General features: G+C 68.6%; 8 protein-coding genes, 1 tRNA gene and 1 rRNA gene. 1 reads left to right on the forward strand and 9 read right to left on the reverse strand.

Translation table 11 applies throughout. The features are described 5' to 3' along the window. Positions 1–90: 90 nt before the first annotated feature. From ACZ4LX_RS33870 to ACZ4LX_RS33900, 7 genes are all read right to left on the reverse strand, one after another. A complete protein-coding gene (locus ACZ4LX_RS33870) occupies positions 91–600 on the reverse strand; it encodes a CinA family protein (RefSeq protein WP_467641649.1) in 510 nt (169 codons plus the stop codon). Next, complete coding sequence (pgsA, locus tag ACZ4LX_RS33875; RefSeq protein WP_467641652.1) at positions 597–1,475, reverse strand: CDP-diacylglycerol--glycerol-3-phosphate 3-phosphatidyltransferase; 879 nt, start codon at positions 1,473–1,475, stop codon at positions 597–599. The genes ACZ4LX_RS33870 and pgsA overlap by 4 nt, the downstream gene beginning before the upstream one ends. After that, on the reverse strand, positions 1,472–2,950 hold the full coding sequence (gene rimO / locus ACZ4LX_RS33880) for a 30S ribosomal protein S12 methylthiotransferase RimO (RefSeq protein ID WP_467641655.1): 1,479 nt from the start codon (positions 2,948–2,950) through the stop codon (positions 1,472–1,474). The genes pgsA and rimO overlap by 4 nt, the downstream gene beginning before the upstream one ends. A gap of 132 nt (positions 2,951–3,082) precedes the next feature. Continuing rightward, a complete protein-coding gene (locus ACZ4LX_RS33885; RefSeq protein ID WP_467641658.1) occupies positions 3,083–3,883 on the reverse strand; it encodes a helix-turn-helix domain-containing protein in 801 nt (266 codons plus the stop codon). A gap of 203 nt (positions 3,884–4,086) precedes the next feature. Beyond that, on the reverse strand, positions 4,087–6,858 hold the full coding sequence (locus ACZ4LX_RS33890; RefSeq protein ID WP_467641661.1) for a DNA translocase FtsK: 2,772 nt from the start codon (positions 6,856–6,858) through the stop codon (positions 4,087–4,089). A 241-nt stretch (positions 6,859–7,099) separates the two neighbouring features. Then, positions 7,100–7,777, reverse strand: a complete 678-nt coding sequence (locus tag ACZ4LX_RS33895; RefSeq protein WP_467641664.1) for a response regulator — start codon at positions 7,775–7,777, stop codon at positions 7,100–7,102. 245 nt (positions 7,778–8,022) lie between these two features. Further along, positions 8,023–13,512: a HAMP domain-containing protein gene (locus ACZ4LX_RS33900; protein ID WP_467641667.1), complete on the reverse strand. Its 5,490-nt coding sequence runs from the start codon at positions 13,510–13,512 to the stop codon at positions 8,023–8,025. Positions 13,513–13,925: 413 nt separating this feature from the next. Here ACZ4LX_RS33900 and ACZ4LX_RS33905 point away from each other — a divergent pair, with 413 nt between their 5' ends. Next, positions 13,926–16,544, forward strand: a complete 2,619-nt coding sequence (locus ACZ4LX_RS33905; RefSeq protein ID WP_467641669.1) for a SpoIIE family protein phosphatase — start codon at positions 13,926–13,928, stop codon at positions 16,542–16,544. An 82-nt stretch (positions 16,545–16,626) separates the two neighbouring features. On the opposite strand, the gene ACZ4LX_RS33910 is transcribed toward ACZ4LX_RS33905, so the two are convergent. Together ACZ4LX_RS33910 and rrf are read right to left on the reverse strand one after the other, a co-directional pair. Next, positions 16,627–16,699 (reverse strand) — tRNA-Thr (locus ACZ4LX_RS33910). Between the two features lie 240 nt (positions 16,700–16,939). Next, positions 16,940–17,016 (reverse strand): 5S ribosomal RNA (gene rrf / locus ACZ4LX_RS33915); the annotation flags it as partial.

Genomic DNA, 17,016 nt, shown 5'->3' on the forward strand with positions numbered 1-17,016 from the left:
CCGCGTAGCCGCATCCTTCACGCCCCACCGTACCGCCTAGCGCTGCGGCCGTGCGGGGAGCGATGTCGTGTTCACTCAGGGCTGCAAACATCAATTCCCCCCGTTGTGTTCCGTATCCTGTGCGCTCGCGTACCCGCCGAGTTCGCCGGAGAGCAGTTCGAGCACGCTCCGTACGCTCTCTCTACGGATGTCCGCCCGTCCGCCGTTCAACCGCAGCGCGGCCACTTTTCCGACGTCACGGGGCCCGCAGACTGCGACGAAGACCGTTCCGACCGGTTGGCCGTCCTGTGCGTCAGGGCCCGCGACACCGGTTGTCGCCACTCCCCAGTCTGCGCCGAGCGCCCGGCGTACGCCTGTCGCCATCTGGCGCGCGACCTCGGCGTCCACCGCCCCTCGCGCCGCCAGAAGCTCCGCGTCCACGCCCAGGACTTCACTCTTGAGGGGGGTCGCGTAGGCGGTCACCGAACCCCGGAACGCCTGCGAGGCACCGGGGACCGACGTCAGCTCGGCCGCGACCAGGCCACCGGTCAGCGACTCGGCCACGGCCAGGGTCTCGCCCCGCTCGACGAGCAGCCGCAGCGCCTGGGCGGCGGCTGTCACCGCTCGGCCTCCGCGGCACCACGGTTCCCGGAGGCCTGCTCGACGCTGTGGGCACTGGGGGCCTGCTCCCCGACACCACGGTTCCCGGAAGCTCGCTCCACGCCGCCGGGCCCGTCGGAGACCGTCCCGGCAGTACCCGCAGCCCCGGAGCGGCGAGAGGCCTGTCCCTCGCTCCTGGTGCTCTCCAGGGCCGCCTCGGCGTTCTCGGCGGCCTCCTGGGCCGCCGCCGTCCTCTCCTCAGCGAGTCCCTGGCGCCGCAGCACGACGGCCTGGCGGACATAGTCCAGGCCGGTGGCGACCGTCAGCACGACGGCCAGCGCCATCACCCAGAAGCGCAGCGTGGCCAGCGGACCGGTCAGGGCCAGGACGTACATCCCGACGGCGGTCCCCTGGGCCAGCGTCTTCAACTTGCCACCGCGGCTGGCCGGAATCACACCGTGCCGGATCACCCAGAACCGCATCAGCGTGATGCCGAGCTCCCGGAAGAGGATCACGCCCGTGACCCACCAGGGAAGATCACCGAGGTACGACAGACAGATCAGCGCCGCACCCATGATCGCCTTGTCCGCGATCGGGTCTGCGATCTTCCCGAAGTCGGTGACCAGGTTGTACTTACGCGCCAGATGTCCGTCGAACACATCGGTGATCATCGCGACGGCGAACGCGGCCCAGGCGATGGAACGCCAGGCCGGGTCGTATCCGCCGGCGTGAAGCAGCAGCACGACGAACCCGGGGACCAGCACCAGCCGCGCCATGGTGAGCAGATTGGCGATGTTCCACAGACTGGCCTGGTTGACGGCCGCAGCACCCAGTTTTCCGCCGCGGGCCGGCGTCGTGCCGGTACCACCTGCCGCGGATGCCGGTGCTCCGGTCATCTGGCTACCTCCGCAAGTTCACAGCACTCGGCCACCAGGTCCACGCCTTCGGTGCCCACTACCTTTGCCTCGACCATACGACCCGGGACAAGTCCCTCGCGTGCGGTGAAGAGCACCTGACCGTCCGTCTCGGGCGCCTGGTGGGCGGCGCGGCCCACGGCGCGCGACTCGTCCTCGGTGGCCTCGACCGATTCGACCAGCACCTGGAGCGACTCGCCGACACGCTCCTCGGCACGCTGCGAGGTCAGCTCCTCGGCCAGCTGCGAGATGTGCGCCAGCCGCTCGGCGATCGTGTCCGCGTCCAGCTTGTTCTCGTATCCGACCGCCTCGGTGCCGTCCTCGTCGGAGTAACCGAAGACGCCGATGGCGTCGAGACGGGCACCGGTGAGGAACCGTTCCAGCTCCGCGAGGTCCGCCTCGGTCTCGCCGGGGAAGCCCACGATGAAGTTGGAGCGTGCCCCGGCCTGCGGTGCCTTGCTCCGGATGGTGTGCAGGAGCTCCAGGAAGCTGTCGGTGTCGCCGAAGCGCCGCATCGCACGCAGCACGCCGGGGGCCGAGTGCTGGAAGGACAGGTCGAAGTAGGGCGCGACCTTCGGCGTCGAGGTCAGTACGTCGATGAGACCGGGCCGCATCTCGGCGGGCTGCAGATAGCTGACCCGGATCCGCTCGATGCCCTCGACGTCCGCGAGCTCCGGGAGCAGTGTCTCCAGGAGGCGGATGTCGCCGAGGTCCTTGCCGTACGAGGTGTTGTTCTCGGAGACCAGCATGACCTCCTTCACACCCTGCTCGGCAAGCCAGCGCGTCTCGCCCAGGACGTCCGAGGGACGCCGCGAGATGAAGGAGCCGCGGAAGGACGGGATGGCGCAGAAGGAGCAGCGGCGGTCGCAGCCCGAGGCCAGCTTGACCGAGGCGACCGGACTGGTGCCCAGCCGGCGCCGCAGGGGCGCCCTCGGACCGGAGACCGGGGCGATTCCCTCCGGAAGATCGGCGGGGACCGGGGCGGCCTCCTGGGCGTGGCCCGGCAGGGCCACGGCCGCGTCCTGGCGGTCGGCCGGGCTGATGGGCAGCAGCTTGCGGCGGTCGCGCGGGGTGTGGGAGGCGTGAATGCCGCCGTTGAGGATGGTCTGGAGACGGTCGGAGATGTCTGCGTAGTCGTCGAAGCCGAGGACTCCGTCCGCTTCCGGCAGGGCCTCGGCGAGGTCCTTTCCGTAGCGCTCGGCCATGCAGCCGACGGCGACGACGGCCTGGGTCCGGCCGTGGTCCTTCAGATCATTGGCTTCGAGCAGGGCATCGACGGAGTCCTTCTTGGCGGCCTCGACGAATCCACAGGTGTTGACCACGGCGACATCGGCATCGGAGGCATCCTCGACGAGCTCCCAGCCGTCCGCTGCCAAGCGGCCTGCGAGCTCCTCCGAGTCCACCTCGTTACGGGCGCAGCCAAGAGTGACAAGGGCGACGGTACGGCGTTCGGGCATGGGCTCAAGACTACTTTGTCCCGGCACTGGCCCCGCCGTGCAGGGTTCACTCGTTACAGGGAGTGACAAAGCGGCGAGCGCCCGGCGCGGTGGCCGGGCGCTCGCCGCCCTGTGAACTGCGGGGTTCCGCGGTCAGCCGACCTCGGGGTCGCCCTTGGTGTAGGAGAGCCGCTCCACCTGTCCGGGCTGGAACTGGTCCTCGACCTTCTTGCCGTTGACGAAGAGATCGATCGATCCGGCGTCACCGAGGACGAGGTCGACCCGCTCCTTGTCCTGGAAGGTCTTCGTCTCGCCCTGCTGGAGGGTTCCGTCGAAGAGGGACCGCCCGTTGTGGTCCTTGGCGGAGATCCAGCTCTTGCCCTGGCTGGCGCTGAGCTTGACCGTCACCTTGTCCTGGGGCGCTGCCGCGATGGCACTGTCCGAGGGGGCCGGCTTGGGGTCGACGGGCTTGCTGGACGCCGGTTTGGGGGTGATCTTGTCGGACGTGGGGCCTTCGGCCACCTGGCCGGCGGTCGAGGGCTCGTCACCGCCCTTGAAGAAGGTGAAGCCGACGAATCCGACCACGGCCACGATGGCGGCGACCATGGCAGCGGTCCAGTTGGGCCGCCGGGGTTCGGAACGAATCCGTTCGGCTTCGAACATCGGGGCCGCCGACGTGGGCGCGGGACGGCCGCCGTGCTCGGCGTCGTACTGCGAGACCAGCGGTTCCGGATCGGTGCCTACGGCACGTGCGAGCGTTCGGATATGGCCGCGGGCGTACACGTCGCCGCCGCAGCGGGAGAAGTCGTCCTCCTCGATCGCGTGCACGATGGGGATGCGCACCCGGGTGGACGTGCTGATCTCTTCGACCGTGAGATCTGCGGCGATACGAGCCTGCTGAAGCACTCGACCGATCGAAGGCCGGTCGTCTTCGGGGGAGTTGCCGATGGACACGGGGGCGCCTTTCGAGCGTGAGCCACCTGCTGGGTGTTCAGTCTAGGGGGGGTACGAAAGGGTGGGGCAACCGGGAGGATGACTTTGTACGCCATCAGACTCGAACAGAGTCTGACGCGCCGGACCGCCCCGGGAAGGAACATTCTGCTGTCCCTCCCCTCAACTTGACGTACGGCCCGCGGAAACGGTTGCCCCCAAAAACCTTACGAACCGGTTTCCCCGCGGATCAGCGCCAACACCCCGTCGATCTCGTCCGGTTTCACCATGACATCGCGCGCCTTGGAGCCCTCGCTGGGGCCGACGATGTTCCGCGACTCCATCAGGTCCATCAGCCGGCCGGCCTTCGCGAACCCCACCCGCAACTTGCGCTGGAGCATCGAGGTGGATCCGAACTGGGTGGAGACGACCAGCTCAGCGGCCTGGCAGAGCAGATCCAGGTCATCGCCGATGTCCTCGTCGATCTCCTTCTTCTGCTTCGTGCCGACCACGACGTCGTCGCGGAAGACCGGGGCCATCTGGTCCTTGCAGTGCTGGACGACGGCCGCGACCTCGTCCTCGGTGACGAAGGCGCCCTGCATACGGGTCGGCTTGTTGGCCCCCATCGGCAGGAACAGTCCGTCACCCTTCCCGATGAGCTTTTCGGCGCCGGGCTGGTCGAGGATGACACGGCTGTCGGCCAGCGAGGAGGTGGCGAAGGCGAGCCGGGAGGGCACGTTCGCCTTGATCAGACCGGTGACGACGTCCACCGACGGCCGCTGGGTGGCGAGCACCAGATGGATACCGGCGGCGCGGGCCAGCTGGGTGATGCGGACGATCGAGTCCTCGACGTCCCGGGGGGCCACCATCATGAGGTCGGCCAGCTCGTCGACGATCACCAGCAGGTACGGATACGGCGACAGCTCACGCTCGCTGCCCTCCGGCGTCTTGAGCTTGCCCGTGCGCACGGCGTGGTTGAAGTCGTCGATGTGGCGGTAGCCGAACGCGGCGAGGTCGTCGTAGCGCAGGTCCATCTCGCGTACGACCCACTGGAGGGCCTCGGCCGCCTTCTTGGGGTTGGTGATGATCGGGGTGATCAGGTGGGGAATGCCTTCGTACGCGGTCAGCTCGACGCGCTTGGGGTCGACCAGCACCATGCGGACGTCCTCCGGCGTCGCCCGCACCATCACCGAAGTGATCAGGCAGTTGATGCAGGAGGACTTGCCGGAACCGGTGGCGCCGGCCACCAGCACGTGCGGCATCTTCGCGAGGTTGGCCATCTCGTAGCCGCCCTCGACGTTCTTGCCGAGCGCGACCAGCATCGGGTGGTCGTCCTCCGCGGCGTCGGCCAGCCGCAGCACGTCGCCGAGGTTGACCATCTCGCGGTCGGAGTTGGGGATCTCGATGCCGACCGCGGACTTCCCCGGGATCGGCGAGATGATCCGGACGTCGGGGCTGGCGACGGCATACGCGATGTTCTTGGCGAGCGCGGTGATCCGCTCGACCTTCACGGCAGGCCCGAGCTCGACCTCGTACCGGGTCACCGTGGGGCCGCGGGTGAAGCCGGTGACGGCGGCATCGACCTTGAACTCGGTGAAGACGTTGGTCAGCGACGCGACGATGGCGTCGTTGGCGGCACTGCGGGTCTTGCCCGGGCCGCCTCGCTCCAGCAGATCGAGCGAGGGCAGCGAGTAGGTGATGTCGCCGGACAGCTGGAGCTGCTCGGCGCGGGGCGGCAACGGCTGCGACTGCGAGCGGTCGGGGGCGGGCTTCGTCAGGTCCGGTACGCCCCCGGCGGGCGAGGACGCCTTCGCCCCCGGCCGCCGGGTGGACTCCGCCTCCCTGGCACCGGGCACCGGGGTGCCGGTGCGCTCGCGGTCCGCCGAGACGCCCTGGGTGAGGTCGGCGACGACCGGTGAGGGCGGCATTCCGTTGAGCACCGCGCCGTCGAGGGCGGCGGCTGCTGCCGCCGCGACGTCCACGGCGTCCATGGTCCGGTTCATCGCCGGCTGCACGGAGGGCCTGCGCGGCCTGCGCCGCTTGGAGAGCGCGTCGGACTCCGCCCGGTCGGGGTCGTACCCCTCGGGCGCCTCGGACGCACGGGCGGTGGAACGGCGCGAACGGGCGGCCGGCGCCTCACGCCACTGCTCGTCGTAGCTCTCGTCGTCCTCGTCCAGCGCCTCGGGGTCGTACACCGGGTCGATGATTCCCAGCTTGGCACCGAGCAGCCGCAGCCGCTGCGGGATGGCGTTCACCGGGGTCGCCGTCACGACCAGCAGCCCGAAGACGGTCAGGAGCAGGAGCAGCGGTACGGCGAGCACCTCGCCCATGGTGAAGATCAGCGGCTTGGAGGCGGCCCAGCCGATGAGGCCGCCCGCGTCCTGCATGGCCTCGGTGCCGTCCTCGCGCCCCGGCGATCCGCACGCGATGTGGACCTGCCCGAGCACTCCGATGACCAGCGCGGAGAGCCCGATGACGATCCGGCCGTTGGCCTCGGGCTTCTCCGGGTACAGGATCAGCCGCACGGCGACGGCGCCCAGCAGTATCGGCACGAGCAGGTCGAGCCGGCCGAAGGCTCCGGTGACCAGCATCTCGACGAGGTCGCCGACCGGTCCGCGCAGATTCGACCAGGTGCCAGCGGCGACGATCAGCGCGAGACCGAGCAGCAGCAGCGCGACACCGTCCTTGCGGTGCGCGGGGTCGAGCCCCTTGGCGCCGCGTCCTATGCCGCGGAACATAGCGCCGACGCCGTGGGCCGCACCGAGCCAGACTGCGCGCACCAGGCGGTACACACCGCCGGTGGGCGACGGCGCGGGTTTGGGCGCGGCGGTCTTCTTGGCCGCCGCCTTCTTCGCGGGAGCCTTTTTCGCGGGCGCGGTCTTCTTGGCGGCGGCCTTCTTCGCGGGCGCGGCTTTCTTCGCCGGGCCCGCTCCGCCACCGACGCGCTTCGCGGTGCCCGCCGTGCCCTGGGAACCCTTGCCGGACGTACGTGAGGCCATGGGGCCGAGGTTACCGGTGTCCGCGGCAGTGAACACGTGCGCGTGCCGGTTCACCCGACCGTGTCGCCGTACGGCGGCTGCAAACTGACGCGCACTCACCGGCCCCCGGCCTGCCACACAGGTGTCATCGGCAGGCCCGGTCCGCATCACACAGCCGAACAGCGCCGCACTCTCCGGTCAGTTGACGCCTCGATGGCCCGAAAGGACCGGCCGGAGAGGAACGGCGCCGCCGACAGCCGTGTTACGAGGGCAGCTTGGCGGGCCCGCCCGCGGTACCCGGCTCCAACGCGTCCAGCGCCCGGCGCAGCCCGGTCAGTTTCCGTTCGAGATGCGCGGCGGTGGCCACGGCCCCGGCGTCCGCCGACTCGTCGTCGAGCTGCTTGGAGAGGGCCTCGGCCTGTTCCTCGACGGCCGCGAGCCGCGCGGAGAGTTCGGCCAGCAGTCCGGCGGGCTCCTTCTCGTGGTTCGAGCCTCCGTTCCCGCCGCCCTCCAGCTGAAGCCGCAACAGCGCCGCCTGCTCACGCAACTGGCAGTTCTTCATGTACAGGTCGACGAAGACCGAGACCTTGGCGCGCAGCACCCAGGGGTCGAACGGCTTCGAGATGTAGTCCACCGCGCCGGCCGCATAACCCCGGAAGGTGTGGTGCGGACCATGGTTGATCGCGGTGAGAAAAATGATCGGGATGTCCCGGGTCCGCTCCCGGCGCTTGATGTGCGCCGCGGTTTCGAAACCATCCATGCCTGGCATCTGGACGTCCAGCAGAATGACCGCGAAGTCGTCCGTGAGCAGCGCTTTCAGCGCCTCCTCCCCTGACGATGCCCGCACCAGTGTCTGATCGAGCGCAGAGAGGATGGCCTCCAGCGCCAGCAGATTCTCCGGCCGGTCATCGACCAGGAGGATCTTGGCCTTCTGCACCATGGCCCGTCCTCCTCGCCCCGGAATTACACCGGGCGCCGCCCCAGGGGACGGCTCCCTTACGCCGTCCGTCCTTGTGCCGGTCATGGTAGCCGCACCCTGCCCGTCACCACACCCTGTCACCGCGATGTCACTGTGCACACAGGGAAAACGTGGCGGGAGACGAGAAGGTTCCCCGGAAACCTCGCTCCCACACTCCTTCCGACACAGCCAGTCAACAAAACACGATTGATTCGATCAATTGACGATCACTCTCCGCGCATCCACTGCTCCATAACCGAAAGAAGATGATCAGGGTCGACCGGCTTGGTGACGTAGTCGGACGCTCCGGACTCGATCGCCTTCTCTCGGTCCCCCTTCATCGCCTTCGCGGTCAGCGCGACGATCGGCAGGCCGGCGAACTGCGGCATCCGGCGAATCGCCGAAGTGGTCGCATAGCCATCCATCTCCGGCATCATGATGTCCATCAGTACAACCGTCACATCGTCGTGCTGCTCCAGGACTTCGATCCCCTCGCGCCCGTTCTCCGCGTACAGAACCGACAGCCCGTGCTGCTCCAGCACGCTGGTGAGCGCGAAGACGTTCCGGATGTCGTCGTCGACAATCAGCACCTTCTCGCCTGCGAACCGGAACGTCCTGCGGACAGCCGGCTCCTCCTGGCCGCCGAGCGCCCACGGCTCCTGCGGACTCTGCCGATCCGCCGGAGAAGCAGCCCGCGGCGGCAGCGCGGGCTGCTGCCGCGCACCGCCCAGTGCCTTGCGCCGACGCCTCAACAGCGAGGCCGCACCGCCCTGGTCGTACACGCTTCCCGGCGTCCCCGCGGCCTCGCCGAAGGTCTCGAAGCCCGGTCCGGACCCCTGTCCCAGTCCCTGCCCCTGGACCGCCTCGGGAAGCCGCCCGCTCTCGACCGCCGCGCCATGCGCTTCGATGGGCGCGGGGCCGATCTGCGGGTAACCCTGCGGCGGCAGTTCGCTCGGGTGCAGCGGCAGGTACAGCGTGAACGTCGAACCCCGGCCGGGCTCGCTCGCCGCATGGATCTCGCCTCCCAGCAGCCGTGCGATCTCGCGGCTGATGGAGAGACCGAGACCGGTACCGCCGTACTTGCGGCTGGTCGTCCCGTCCGCCTGCTTGAACGCCTCGAAAATCACCAGCATCTTGCTGGACGCGATCCCGATACCGGTGTCCGTCACCGAGAAGGCGATCAGATCGGCATCGGCGTCCCGCAGCGAGCCGGCCTCCAGCAGTTGCTCACGAATGGCGTTCGGCACCTCGGCACCGGCGTGCCGGATCACCAGCTCGACGGCACCGCTGTCGGTGAACTTCACCGCGTTGGAGAGCAGATTGCGCAGCACCTGAAGCAGCCGCTGTTCGTCGGTGTGCAGCGTGGCCGGGAGTTCCGGTGACACCCGTACGGAGAAATCCAGCCCCTTTTCCGCAGTCAGCGGCCGGAACGTCGCCTCCACATAGTCGACCAGCTGCACCAGGGCGATCCGGGTCGGACTGACGTCCATCTTGCCCGCCTCGACCTTGGACAGATCGAGGATGTCGTTGATCAGCTGGAGCAGATCGGAACCCGCCCCATGGATCGTCTCGGCGAATTCCACCTGCTTCGGCGACAGATTGCCCTCGGCGTTGTCCGCCAGAAGTTTGGCGAGAATGAGCAGCGAGTTGAGCGGTGTCCGCAACTCGTGCGACATGTTCGCCAGGAACTCCGATTTGTAGCGCATGGAGACGGCGAGCTGTTCGGCGCGCTCCTCCAGGACCTGCCGCGCCTCCTCGATCTCGGTGTTCTTGACCTCGATGTCACGGTTCTGCTGGGCCAGCAGCTCGGCCTTCTCCTCCAGTTCGGCATTGGATGCCTGGAGTGCCTTCTGCCGGTTCTCCAACTCCTGGGACCGGTCGCGCAATTGCTCCGTGAGCTCCTGTGACTGCTCCAGCAGCTTCTCGGTCGTGGTGTTGACGCTGATCGTGTTGACGCTGGTCGCGATCATCTCGGCGAGCTGGTTGAGGAAGTCCCGCTGGATATGGGTGAACGGCTGGAAGGAGGCCAGCTCGATCACACCGAGGACCTTCCCCTCGAAGAGCACGGGCAGCACGATCACATGCGCGGGCGGCGCCTCGCCGAGACCGGAGGAGATCTTCAGGTATCCCGGCGGCACGTTGTCCACCTGAATCGTCCGCTTCTCCTCGGCGGCCGTGCCGATGAGCGTCTCCCCCGGCCGGAAGGACGTGGGCATGGAGCCGGCGGAGTAGCCGTAGCTGCCCCGCATCCGGAGTTCGTACGCGCCCTCCCGGTCGCCGTCCGCACCGAGCGCGTCGGTGTCTCCCGTCGCCATGGCGAGGAAGAAGGCTCCGTGCTGCGCGGAGACGACCGGGGTCAGCTCACTCATGATCAGCGAGGCGACGTCGTCCAGGTCGCGGCGCCCCTGCATCAGACCGGAGATCCGGGCGAGGTTGCCCTTGAGCCAGTCCTGCTCCTTGTTGGTGGCGGTGGTGTCGCGCAGGTTGGCGATCATCGTGTTGATGTTGTCCTGGAGGGACTGGATCTCGCCTGCGGCGTCCACATCGATCTTGAGATTGAGATCGCCCCTGGTCACCGCAGTGGCGACGGCCGCGATGGCACGCACCTGACGGGTCAGGTTTCCGGCCATCTCGTTCACCGACTCCGTGAGGTCGCGCCAGGTGCCGTCCACGTCGCGCACCCGCGCCTGACCGCCCAGCTGACCCTCGGTTCCCACCTCACGGGCCACCCGGGTCACCTGCTCGGCGAACGAGGACAGCCGGTCGACCATCGTGTTGATGGTGTTCTTGAGCTCCTGGATCTCCCCGCGCGCGTCGATGTCGATCTTCTTGGTGAGATCGCCCTCGGCGATGGCCGTGGTGACGGTGGCGATCTGGCGCACCTGACCGGTCAGGTTGGACGCCATCGAGTTCACGGACTCGGTGAGGTCCTTCCACGTACCGGAGACGCCGGGGACACGCGCCTGACCGCCCAGCTCGCCCTCGGTGCCCACCTCACGGGCGACTCGCGTCACCTCATCGGCGAACGACGACAGGGTCGTCACCATCGTGTTGACGGTGTCGGCCAGCTCGGCCACCTCACCGCGCGCCTCCACGGTGACCTTCTTCGTCAGGTCGCCGTTGGCCACGGCGGACGAGACCCGGGAGATGTTCCGCACCTGACTGGTCAGGTTGTTGGCCATCAGGTTGACGTTCTCGCTGAGGTCCTTCCAGATGCCCGTGGCACCGCGCACCCGGGCCTGGCCGCCGAGGATGCCCTCGGTGCCCACCTCACGGGCCACCCGCGTCACCTCGTCACCGAAGTTCATCAGCTGGTCGACCATGGTGTTGACCGTCGTCACCAGTTCGAGGATCTCGCCCTTGGCGTCAACAGTGATCTTCTTGGAGAGATCACCGTTGGCGACCGCGGTGGTGACCTCGGCGATGTTGCGGACCTGAAGCGTCAGGTTGTTCGCCATGCCGTTGACGGACTGGGTGAGGTCCTTCCACGTACCGGACACACCCTGCACCTCGGCCTGACCGCCGAGGATGCCTTCCGTACCCACCTCGCGGGCGACCCTGGTCACCTGCTCGGCGAAGTTCGACAGCTGATCGACCATCGTGTTGAGGGTGTTCTTCAGCTCAAGGATCTCGCCGCGCGCGTCCACGTCGATCTTCTGCGACAGGTCACCCCGCGCCACCGCCGTGGCGACCTGCGCGATGTTACGGACCTGAGCGGTGAGGTTCCCGGCCATGCCGTTCACCGAATCTGTTAGATCACGCCACACCCCGGCCACGCCGGGCACCTGCGCCTGACCCCCCAGACGCCCGTCCGTGCCCACCTCGCGGGCCACCCGGGTCACCTGCTCCGCGAAGGCGGAAAGCTGGTCGACCATCGTGTTGATGGTGTTCTTCAGCTCAAGGATCTCACCGCGCGCGTCCACGTCGATCTTCTGCGACAGGTCACCCCGCGCCACCGCCGTGGTCACCTGCGCGATCTGACGCACCTGGGAAGTCAGGTTCCCCGCCATGAAGTTGACGGAGTCGGTGAGCTCCTTCCACGTACCGGAGACACCGTCGACCCGCGCCTGACCGCCGAGGCGGCCCTCCGTGCCCACGTCCCGCGCCATGCGCGTCACCTGGTCGGCGAACGAGGACAGCTGCGCCACCATCGTGTTGACGGTGTTCTTCAGCTCCAGCATCTCGCCGGCCACATCGACAGTGACCTTCTGCGACAGGTCACCGTTGGCGACCGCCGTCGTCACCTGGGCGATGTCGCGCACCTGACCGGTCAGGTTCCGGAACGCCGTGTTGACGGAGTCCGTGAGGTCCTTCCAGGTACCCGCCGCACCCGGCACCTCGGCCTGGCCGCCCAGCCGGCCCTCGACGCCGACCTCCCTGGCCACCCGGGTCACTTCCGAACCGAAGGACTGAAGCTGGTCGACCATCGTGTTGACGGTGTTCTTCAGCTCCAGCATCTCGCCGGCCACATCGACAGTGACCTTCTGCGACATGTCTCCGCTGGCCACCGCCGTGGTCACCTGGGCGATGTCGCGCACCTGGGTCGTCAGATTGCGGAAGACGGTGTTCACCGAGTCGGTGAGGTCCTTCCAGGTGCCCGCGGCGCCCGGCACCTGCGCCTGGCCGCCGAGCAGGCCCTCGCCGCCGACCTCGCTGGCCACACGCGTGACCTCGTCCGCGAAGGTGCGCAGCGTCTCGGTCATCTGGTTGATCGTCTCGGCGAGCTGCGCGACCTCGCCCCGCGCGCTCACCCGGACCTTCTGCGACAGGTCACCGTTGGCGACCGCCGTCGTCACCTCCGCGATGCCGCGCACCTGGGAGGTGAGGTTCCCCGCCATCGTGTTGACGGAGTCCGTCAGGTCCTTCCAGACGCCTGCCACCCCGGGCACGGTCGCCTGGCCACCGAGCTCGCCCTCGGTGCCCACTTCCCGGGCGACGCGGGTCACCTCGGAGGAGAACGAGGACAGCTGGTCGACCATCGTGTTGACGGTGTTCTTGAGCTGGGCCATCTCACCGGCCACGTGGACGGTGACCTTCCGCGACAGATCGCCCTTGGCGACCGCAGTCGTCACCAGGGCGATGTCGCGCACCTGCGCGGTCAGCCGGTACGCCATGGTGTTCACGGAGTCCGTGAGGTCCTTCCAGGACCCGGACATCCCCCGCACCTGGGCCTGGCCGCCCAGCTTGCCCTCGGTCCCCACCTCGACCGCGACCCGTGTCACCTGTTCGGTGAAGGCCGACAGCTGGTCGACCAGGTTGTTGACCGTCCGGGCGACCTTCAGGAACTCGCCGCGCAGCGGCCGCACCGTCTCGTCCGCCGTGTGCGAACGCAGCTCCATCCGCTGTTCGAGATCACCGTCGGCGACCGCCGAAAGCACCCGTCCGACCTCCGAGACGGGACGCGCGAGATCATCGACCAGCTCGTTGGACGCGTCGATCGCGGCCGCCCAGGAGCCCTCGCAGGCCCCCGTCTCCAGCCGCTCCGTGAGCTTGCCCTCCCGGCCGACCACCCGCCGCACGCGCGCGAGCTCACCGGTGAGATGCACGTTACGGTCGGCGACTTCGTTGAAGACCGCAGCGAGCTCGGCCATCACACCGTCGCCGGAGACCGTCACCCGCCGGCGGAAGTTCCCGTCACGCATGGCCACCAGACCCGACAGCAGTCTGTTGAGTGCCGCCGCGTCGACTTCGACGGTTCCATTACGCTGCTTCTTCACGGACTGTCCGCCTCTACTGCGCGTGCCTGTTCCCCGCGCCGCCACGTCAGACTCCACCGTGTCCCTCCCGCAGGGGTTGACCGAAATCGCTCGGGCCTTGTCCGAGAGCTTGCCCAGATCCTCAATGGCTCACCGCCAGGGACCACCGTCGACGGGTGACCATGCGGCCGTCAAATCGTTGAAACGTACCAGGCGGGAACAGGTCGGGGCGGAACCTCCCATGGTTGTGCCACATCCCTCCACGGGGAAGCCCACACTTGTCGGTCCCAGGCCCGTTCCTGCCCGTCCTTGCCCGAACCGGCCCTCGTGTATCCGGTACCCACACCGAGCGTCTAGCCTGGCAAGGCGAATCGAAGCGGCGAGAAACGGGCACAGGACTCGGGGAAGCGACGAGACACCATATGGGGAGTGCTGTGATCACGGCGCGCGCGGCTGCCACTTTCGACCCGGTCGGGCGCTCCGTCGCGACGGCCCGCGCCTTTGTCCGGGACACGCTCCAGGGGTGGGGGTACACCGACGTCGTCGACGACGCCGTGGTCCTCACCAGCGAGCTCGTCACCAACGCGGTGGTCCACGCGGGCACGGCGGCGGACGTCCTGTGCCTGCGCACGGAGGACGGCGTCCGGGTCGAGGTGTCCGACCACTATCCGGAAAGGGAGATCCCGCTCCAGTCCACCGCACTGGACTTCGGCAGCCCCGACCGGGAAGGCGGCCGCGGCCTCCTCCTGTGCGCGGCCCTCGCTTCCCGCTGGGGAGTCGAGTACTCCCCCACCCACAAACATGTCTGGTTCCAGCTCGATCTGCCCGACCGGCCGGTGGGCATCCGCTCGGCGGGCCCGCTGCTTCCCGTCGATCTGCTCCCCGTCACCGACGAACGGGTCCGGGTAGCGGTCGTCCAGATCAGCAGCTCGGGCTCCATCGCGGCGTGGAACGACGACGCCTCGTATCTCTTCGGGCATGCGGCGGAGCAGGTCACCGGAAAGCAGTTCACCGACTTCACCGCGTGGCCGCAGACCCCGGGCACCAACACCGGCATCGCCGACGCGCTGCGCCTCTCACGCTGGGAGGGCAGCTACGGCATCCGGGGCGGCGACGGCCGTACGATCCCGGTCTACGGCTCCCATCTGCGCGTACGGGACACCGAGGGCGAACCCTCGACCGTGTGCCTGCTGGTCCGCGACTACGAGCGGGCCGTGCTCCAGTCACCGGCGCGCACGCCCGTCTCCGACGCGACCACCGAGAACCGCGCCACGGACCCCTTCAAGGTCTTCATCGGCTCCCCCGCGCCCGACGACCTCGACGGCCTCCTCCAGCGCACCGTCGAGCGGGCCCGCGACATGCTCGACGCCGACGCCGCCTTCCTGCTGCTGGCGACGGACGACGAGACCGAACTGGAGGTACGGGCCACAACCGGCCTGCCCTCCGCCCGTCAGCGCTTCGCCCGAGTCCCCGTGGAGGCCGGCACCGGACGGTACGGCTCCGCGCGCATGCCCGCCGTCCACGAGGACCTCGACGCCGTGCCGGGCGCCGTCCCGCTGCTCGGCGACACGGGCATGCGCTCGGTGGTCACGGTCCCGCTGAAGGTCGAGGGCCGGCTCACGGGCTCGCTGGGTGTCGCGGCCGAAGCCGCAGGCCGGTACTCGAACGAGGAGGCGCTGCGCCTCCAGTTCGCCGCCGACCGCATCGCCCTGGCCGTCGAGTCCGCCCGTCTGGGAGAGCTGGAACGGCTGCGCCGCGGCTCGCTCTCCTTCCTCGTCGAGGCGTCCGATCTGCTGGCCGGCACGCTCGACCGGGATCAGACGCTCGCTCTGATGGCACAGATGACCGTCCCCACCCTGGCCACGTGGTGCGCCGTCTACACGATCGCCGACCAGTCCTCGGATCCGGACCTCTCGTACGTGCTGCACGAGGACGAGGAGCGCATCGACGGCCTCAAGGCCCTGCTCTCCAAGATCGCCCCGCCGGACCCGGTGCCGACGCTCGGAGCGCGTGTGTGGTCCGCACCGTCCGAGGCCGCCCATCAGGCGGCGCTGCGCACCTCGATGCGCAGCATCGGCCTCGGAGACCCGGGCGGACTCGGCGCGGGCATCCGGACGACACTCGCCACGGCAGCCGCCGTCGGCGGGGAGACCGTGGTCCTCCCGCTTGTCGCCCGTAACCGGGTCATCGGCATGCTCACGCTCGGCAAGCCGTCCGACGACCACTTCCGCCAGGAGATCCTGGAACTGGCCGAGGACCTGTCGCGCCGGGCCGCTCTGGCCCTGGACAACGCCCGTCTGTACTCGGAGCGCACGGCGATCAGCCAGTCCCTCCAGCGCAGCCTGCTGCCTCCGGGTCTGCCCGATGTGCCCAATGTCGAGATCGAGGTCATCTACCGGGCAGCCGGCGAAGGCAACGAAGTGGGCGGCGACTTCTACGACATCTTCCCGATCCGCGACGGCGCCTACGGCTTCGCCATCGGCGATGTGTGCGGTACGGGTCCGGAGGCCGCGGCCGTCACCGGTCTGGCCCGTCACGCCCTGCGCCTGCTCGCCCGCGAGGGTTTCGGCGGCCCCGCCGTCCTGGAGCGGCTGAACGCCGCCATCCTCGACGAGGGCGCCCGCAGTCGCTTCCTGACGCTTCTGTACGGGGAGTTGTGGCCCCAGGAGGACGGCAGCGCCCTTCTGAAGGTGGTGTGTGCCGGTCATCCGCTGCCGCTGCGCCTGCGTCAGGACGGCTCGGTCGAGTCGGCGGCGGAGCCTCAGCCCCTGCTGGGCGTGATCGAGGACCTGGAGCTGTACGAGCAGACGGTGACCCTGGAACCGGGCGATGTCCTGCTGTGTGTCACCGATGGGGTCACAGAGCGCCGGGAGGGCGCACGCATGCTTGGTGACGACGGCCTGGCGGACGTTCTGGCCAACTGCACGGGGCTGACAGCCGGCGCCGTTGCGGCACGCATTCTGCGGGCGGTCGAGCGATTCGCCGCCGAGCCGGCCTCGGACGACATGGCCATCCTCGCGATGCGCGTCCCAGAGCCACAGCCCACCGTTTAGCGCTGTCAGCATCGAGCAGTCCGAAAAGGCCTCATATATGTGAAAGGCCCCCGCCTGAAGGCGGGGGCCTTTCACATATATGAGCCCCAATGCGGAATCGAACCGCAGACCTTCTCCTTACCATGGAGACGCTCTACCGACTGAGCTATTGGGGCCTTGCTGCCCTGCGGCAACGAGCTAAAGCATACCCCGAACCAGGGGGTGTGCAAAACCGCCTGTCGCACCGTCACCTTGGCGCCCCACCAGGGCCTCCGAGGGCAGGCCCATCCCCTCGCCCCACCAGACGCTCCCCCGTCACGGCCGGCCGGCATCTGGCCCAAGTGTGGGTCCAGTTTTGGTCCGTGAACGCAGAAAAGCCCCGTGCCACAAGGGCACGAGGCTTTTCCACAATGATTGTTCGGCGGCGTCCTACTCTCCCACAGGGTCCCCCCTGCAGTACCATCGGCGCTGAAAGGCTTAGCTTCCGGGTTCG

It is taken from the genome of Streptomyces sp. NPDC026062, assembly GCF_055568375.1.

Bases quoted from the DNA above. Each gene is read 5' to 3' on its own strand.
- pgsA (WP_467641652.1), bottom strand. From the start codon at position 1,475: ATGACCGGAGCACCGGCATCCGCGGCAGGTGGTACCGGCACGACGCCG.
- ACZ4LX_RS33895 (WP_467641664.1), bottom strand. From the start codon at position 7,777: ATGGTGCAGAAGGCCAAGATCCTCCTGGTCGATGACCGGCCGGAGAAT.
- rimO (WP_467641655.1), bottom strand. From the start codon at position 2,950: ATGCCCGAACGCCGTACCGTCGCCCTTGTCACTCTTGGCTGCGCCCGT.
- ACZ4LX_RS33890 (WP_467641661.1), bottom strand. From the start codon at position 6,858: ATGGCCTCACGTACGTCCGGCAAGGGTTCCCAGGGCACGGCGGGCACC.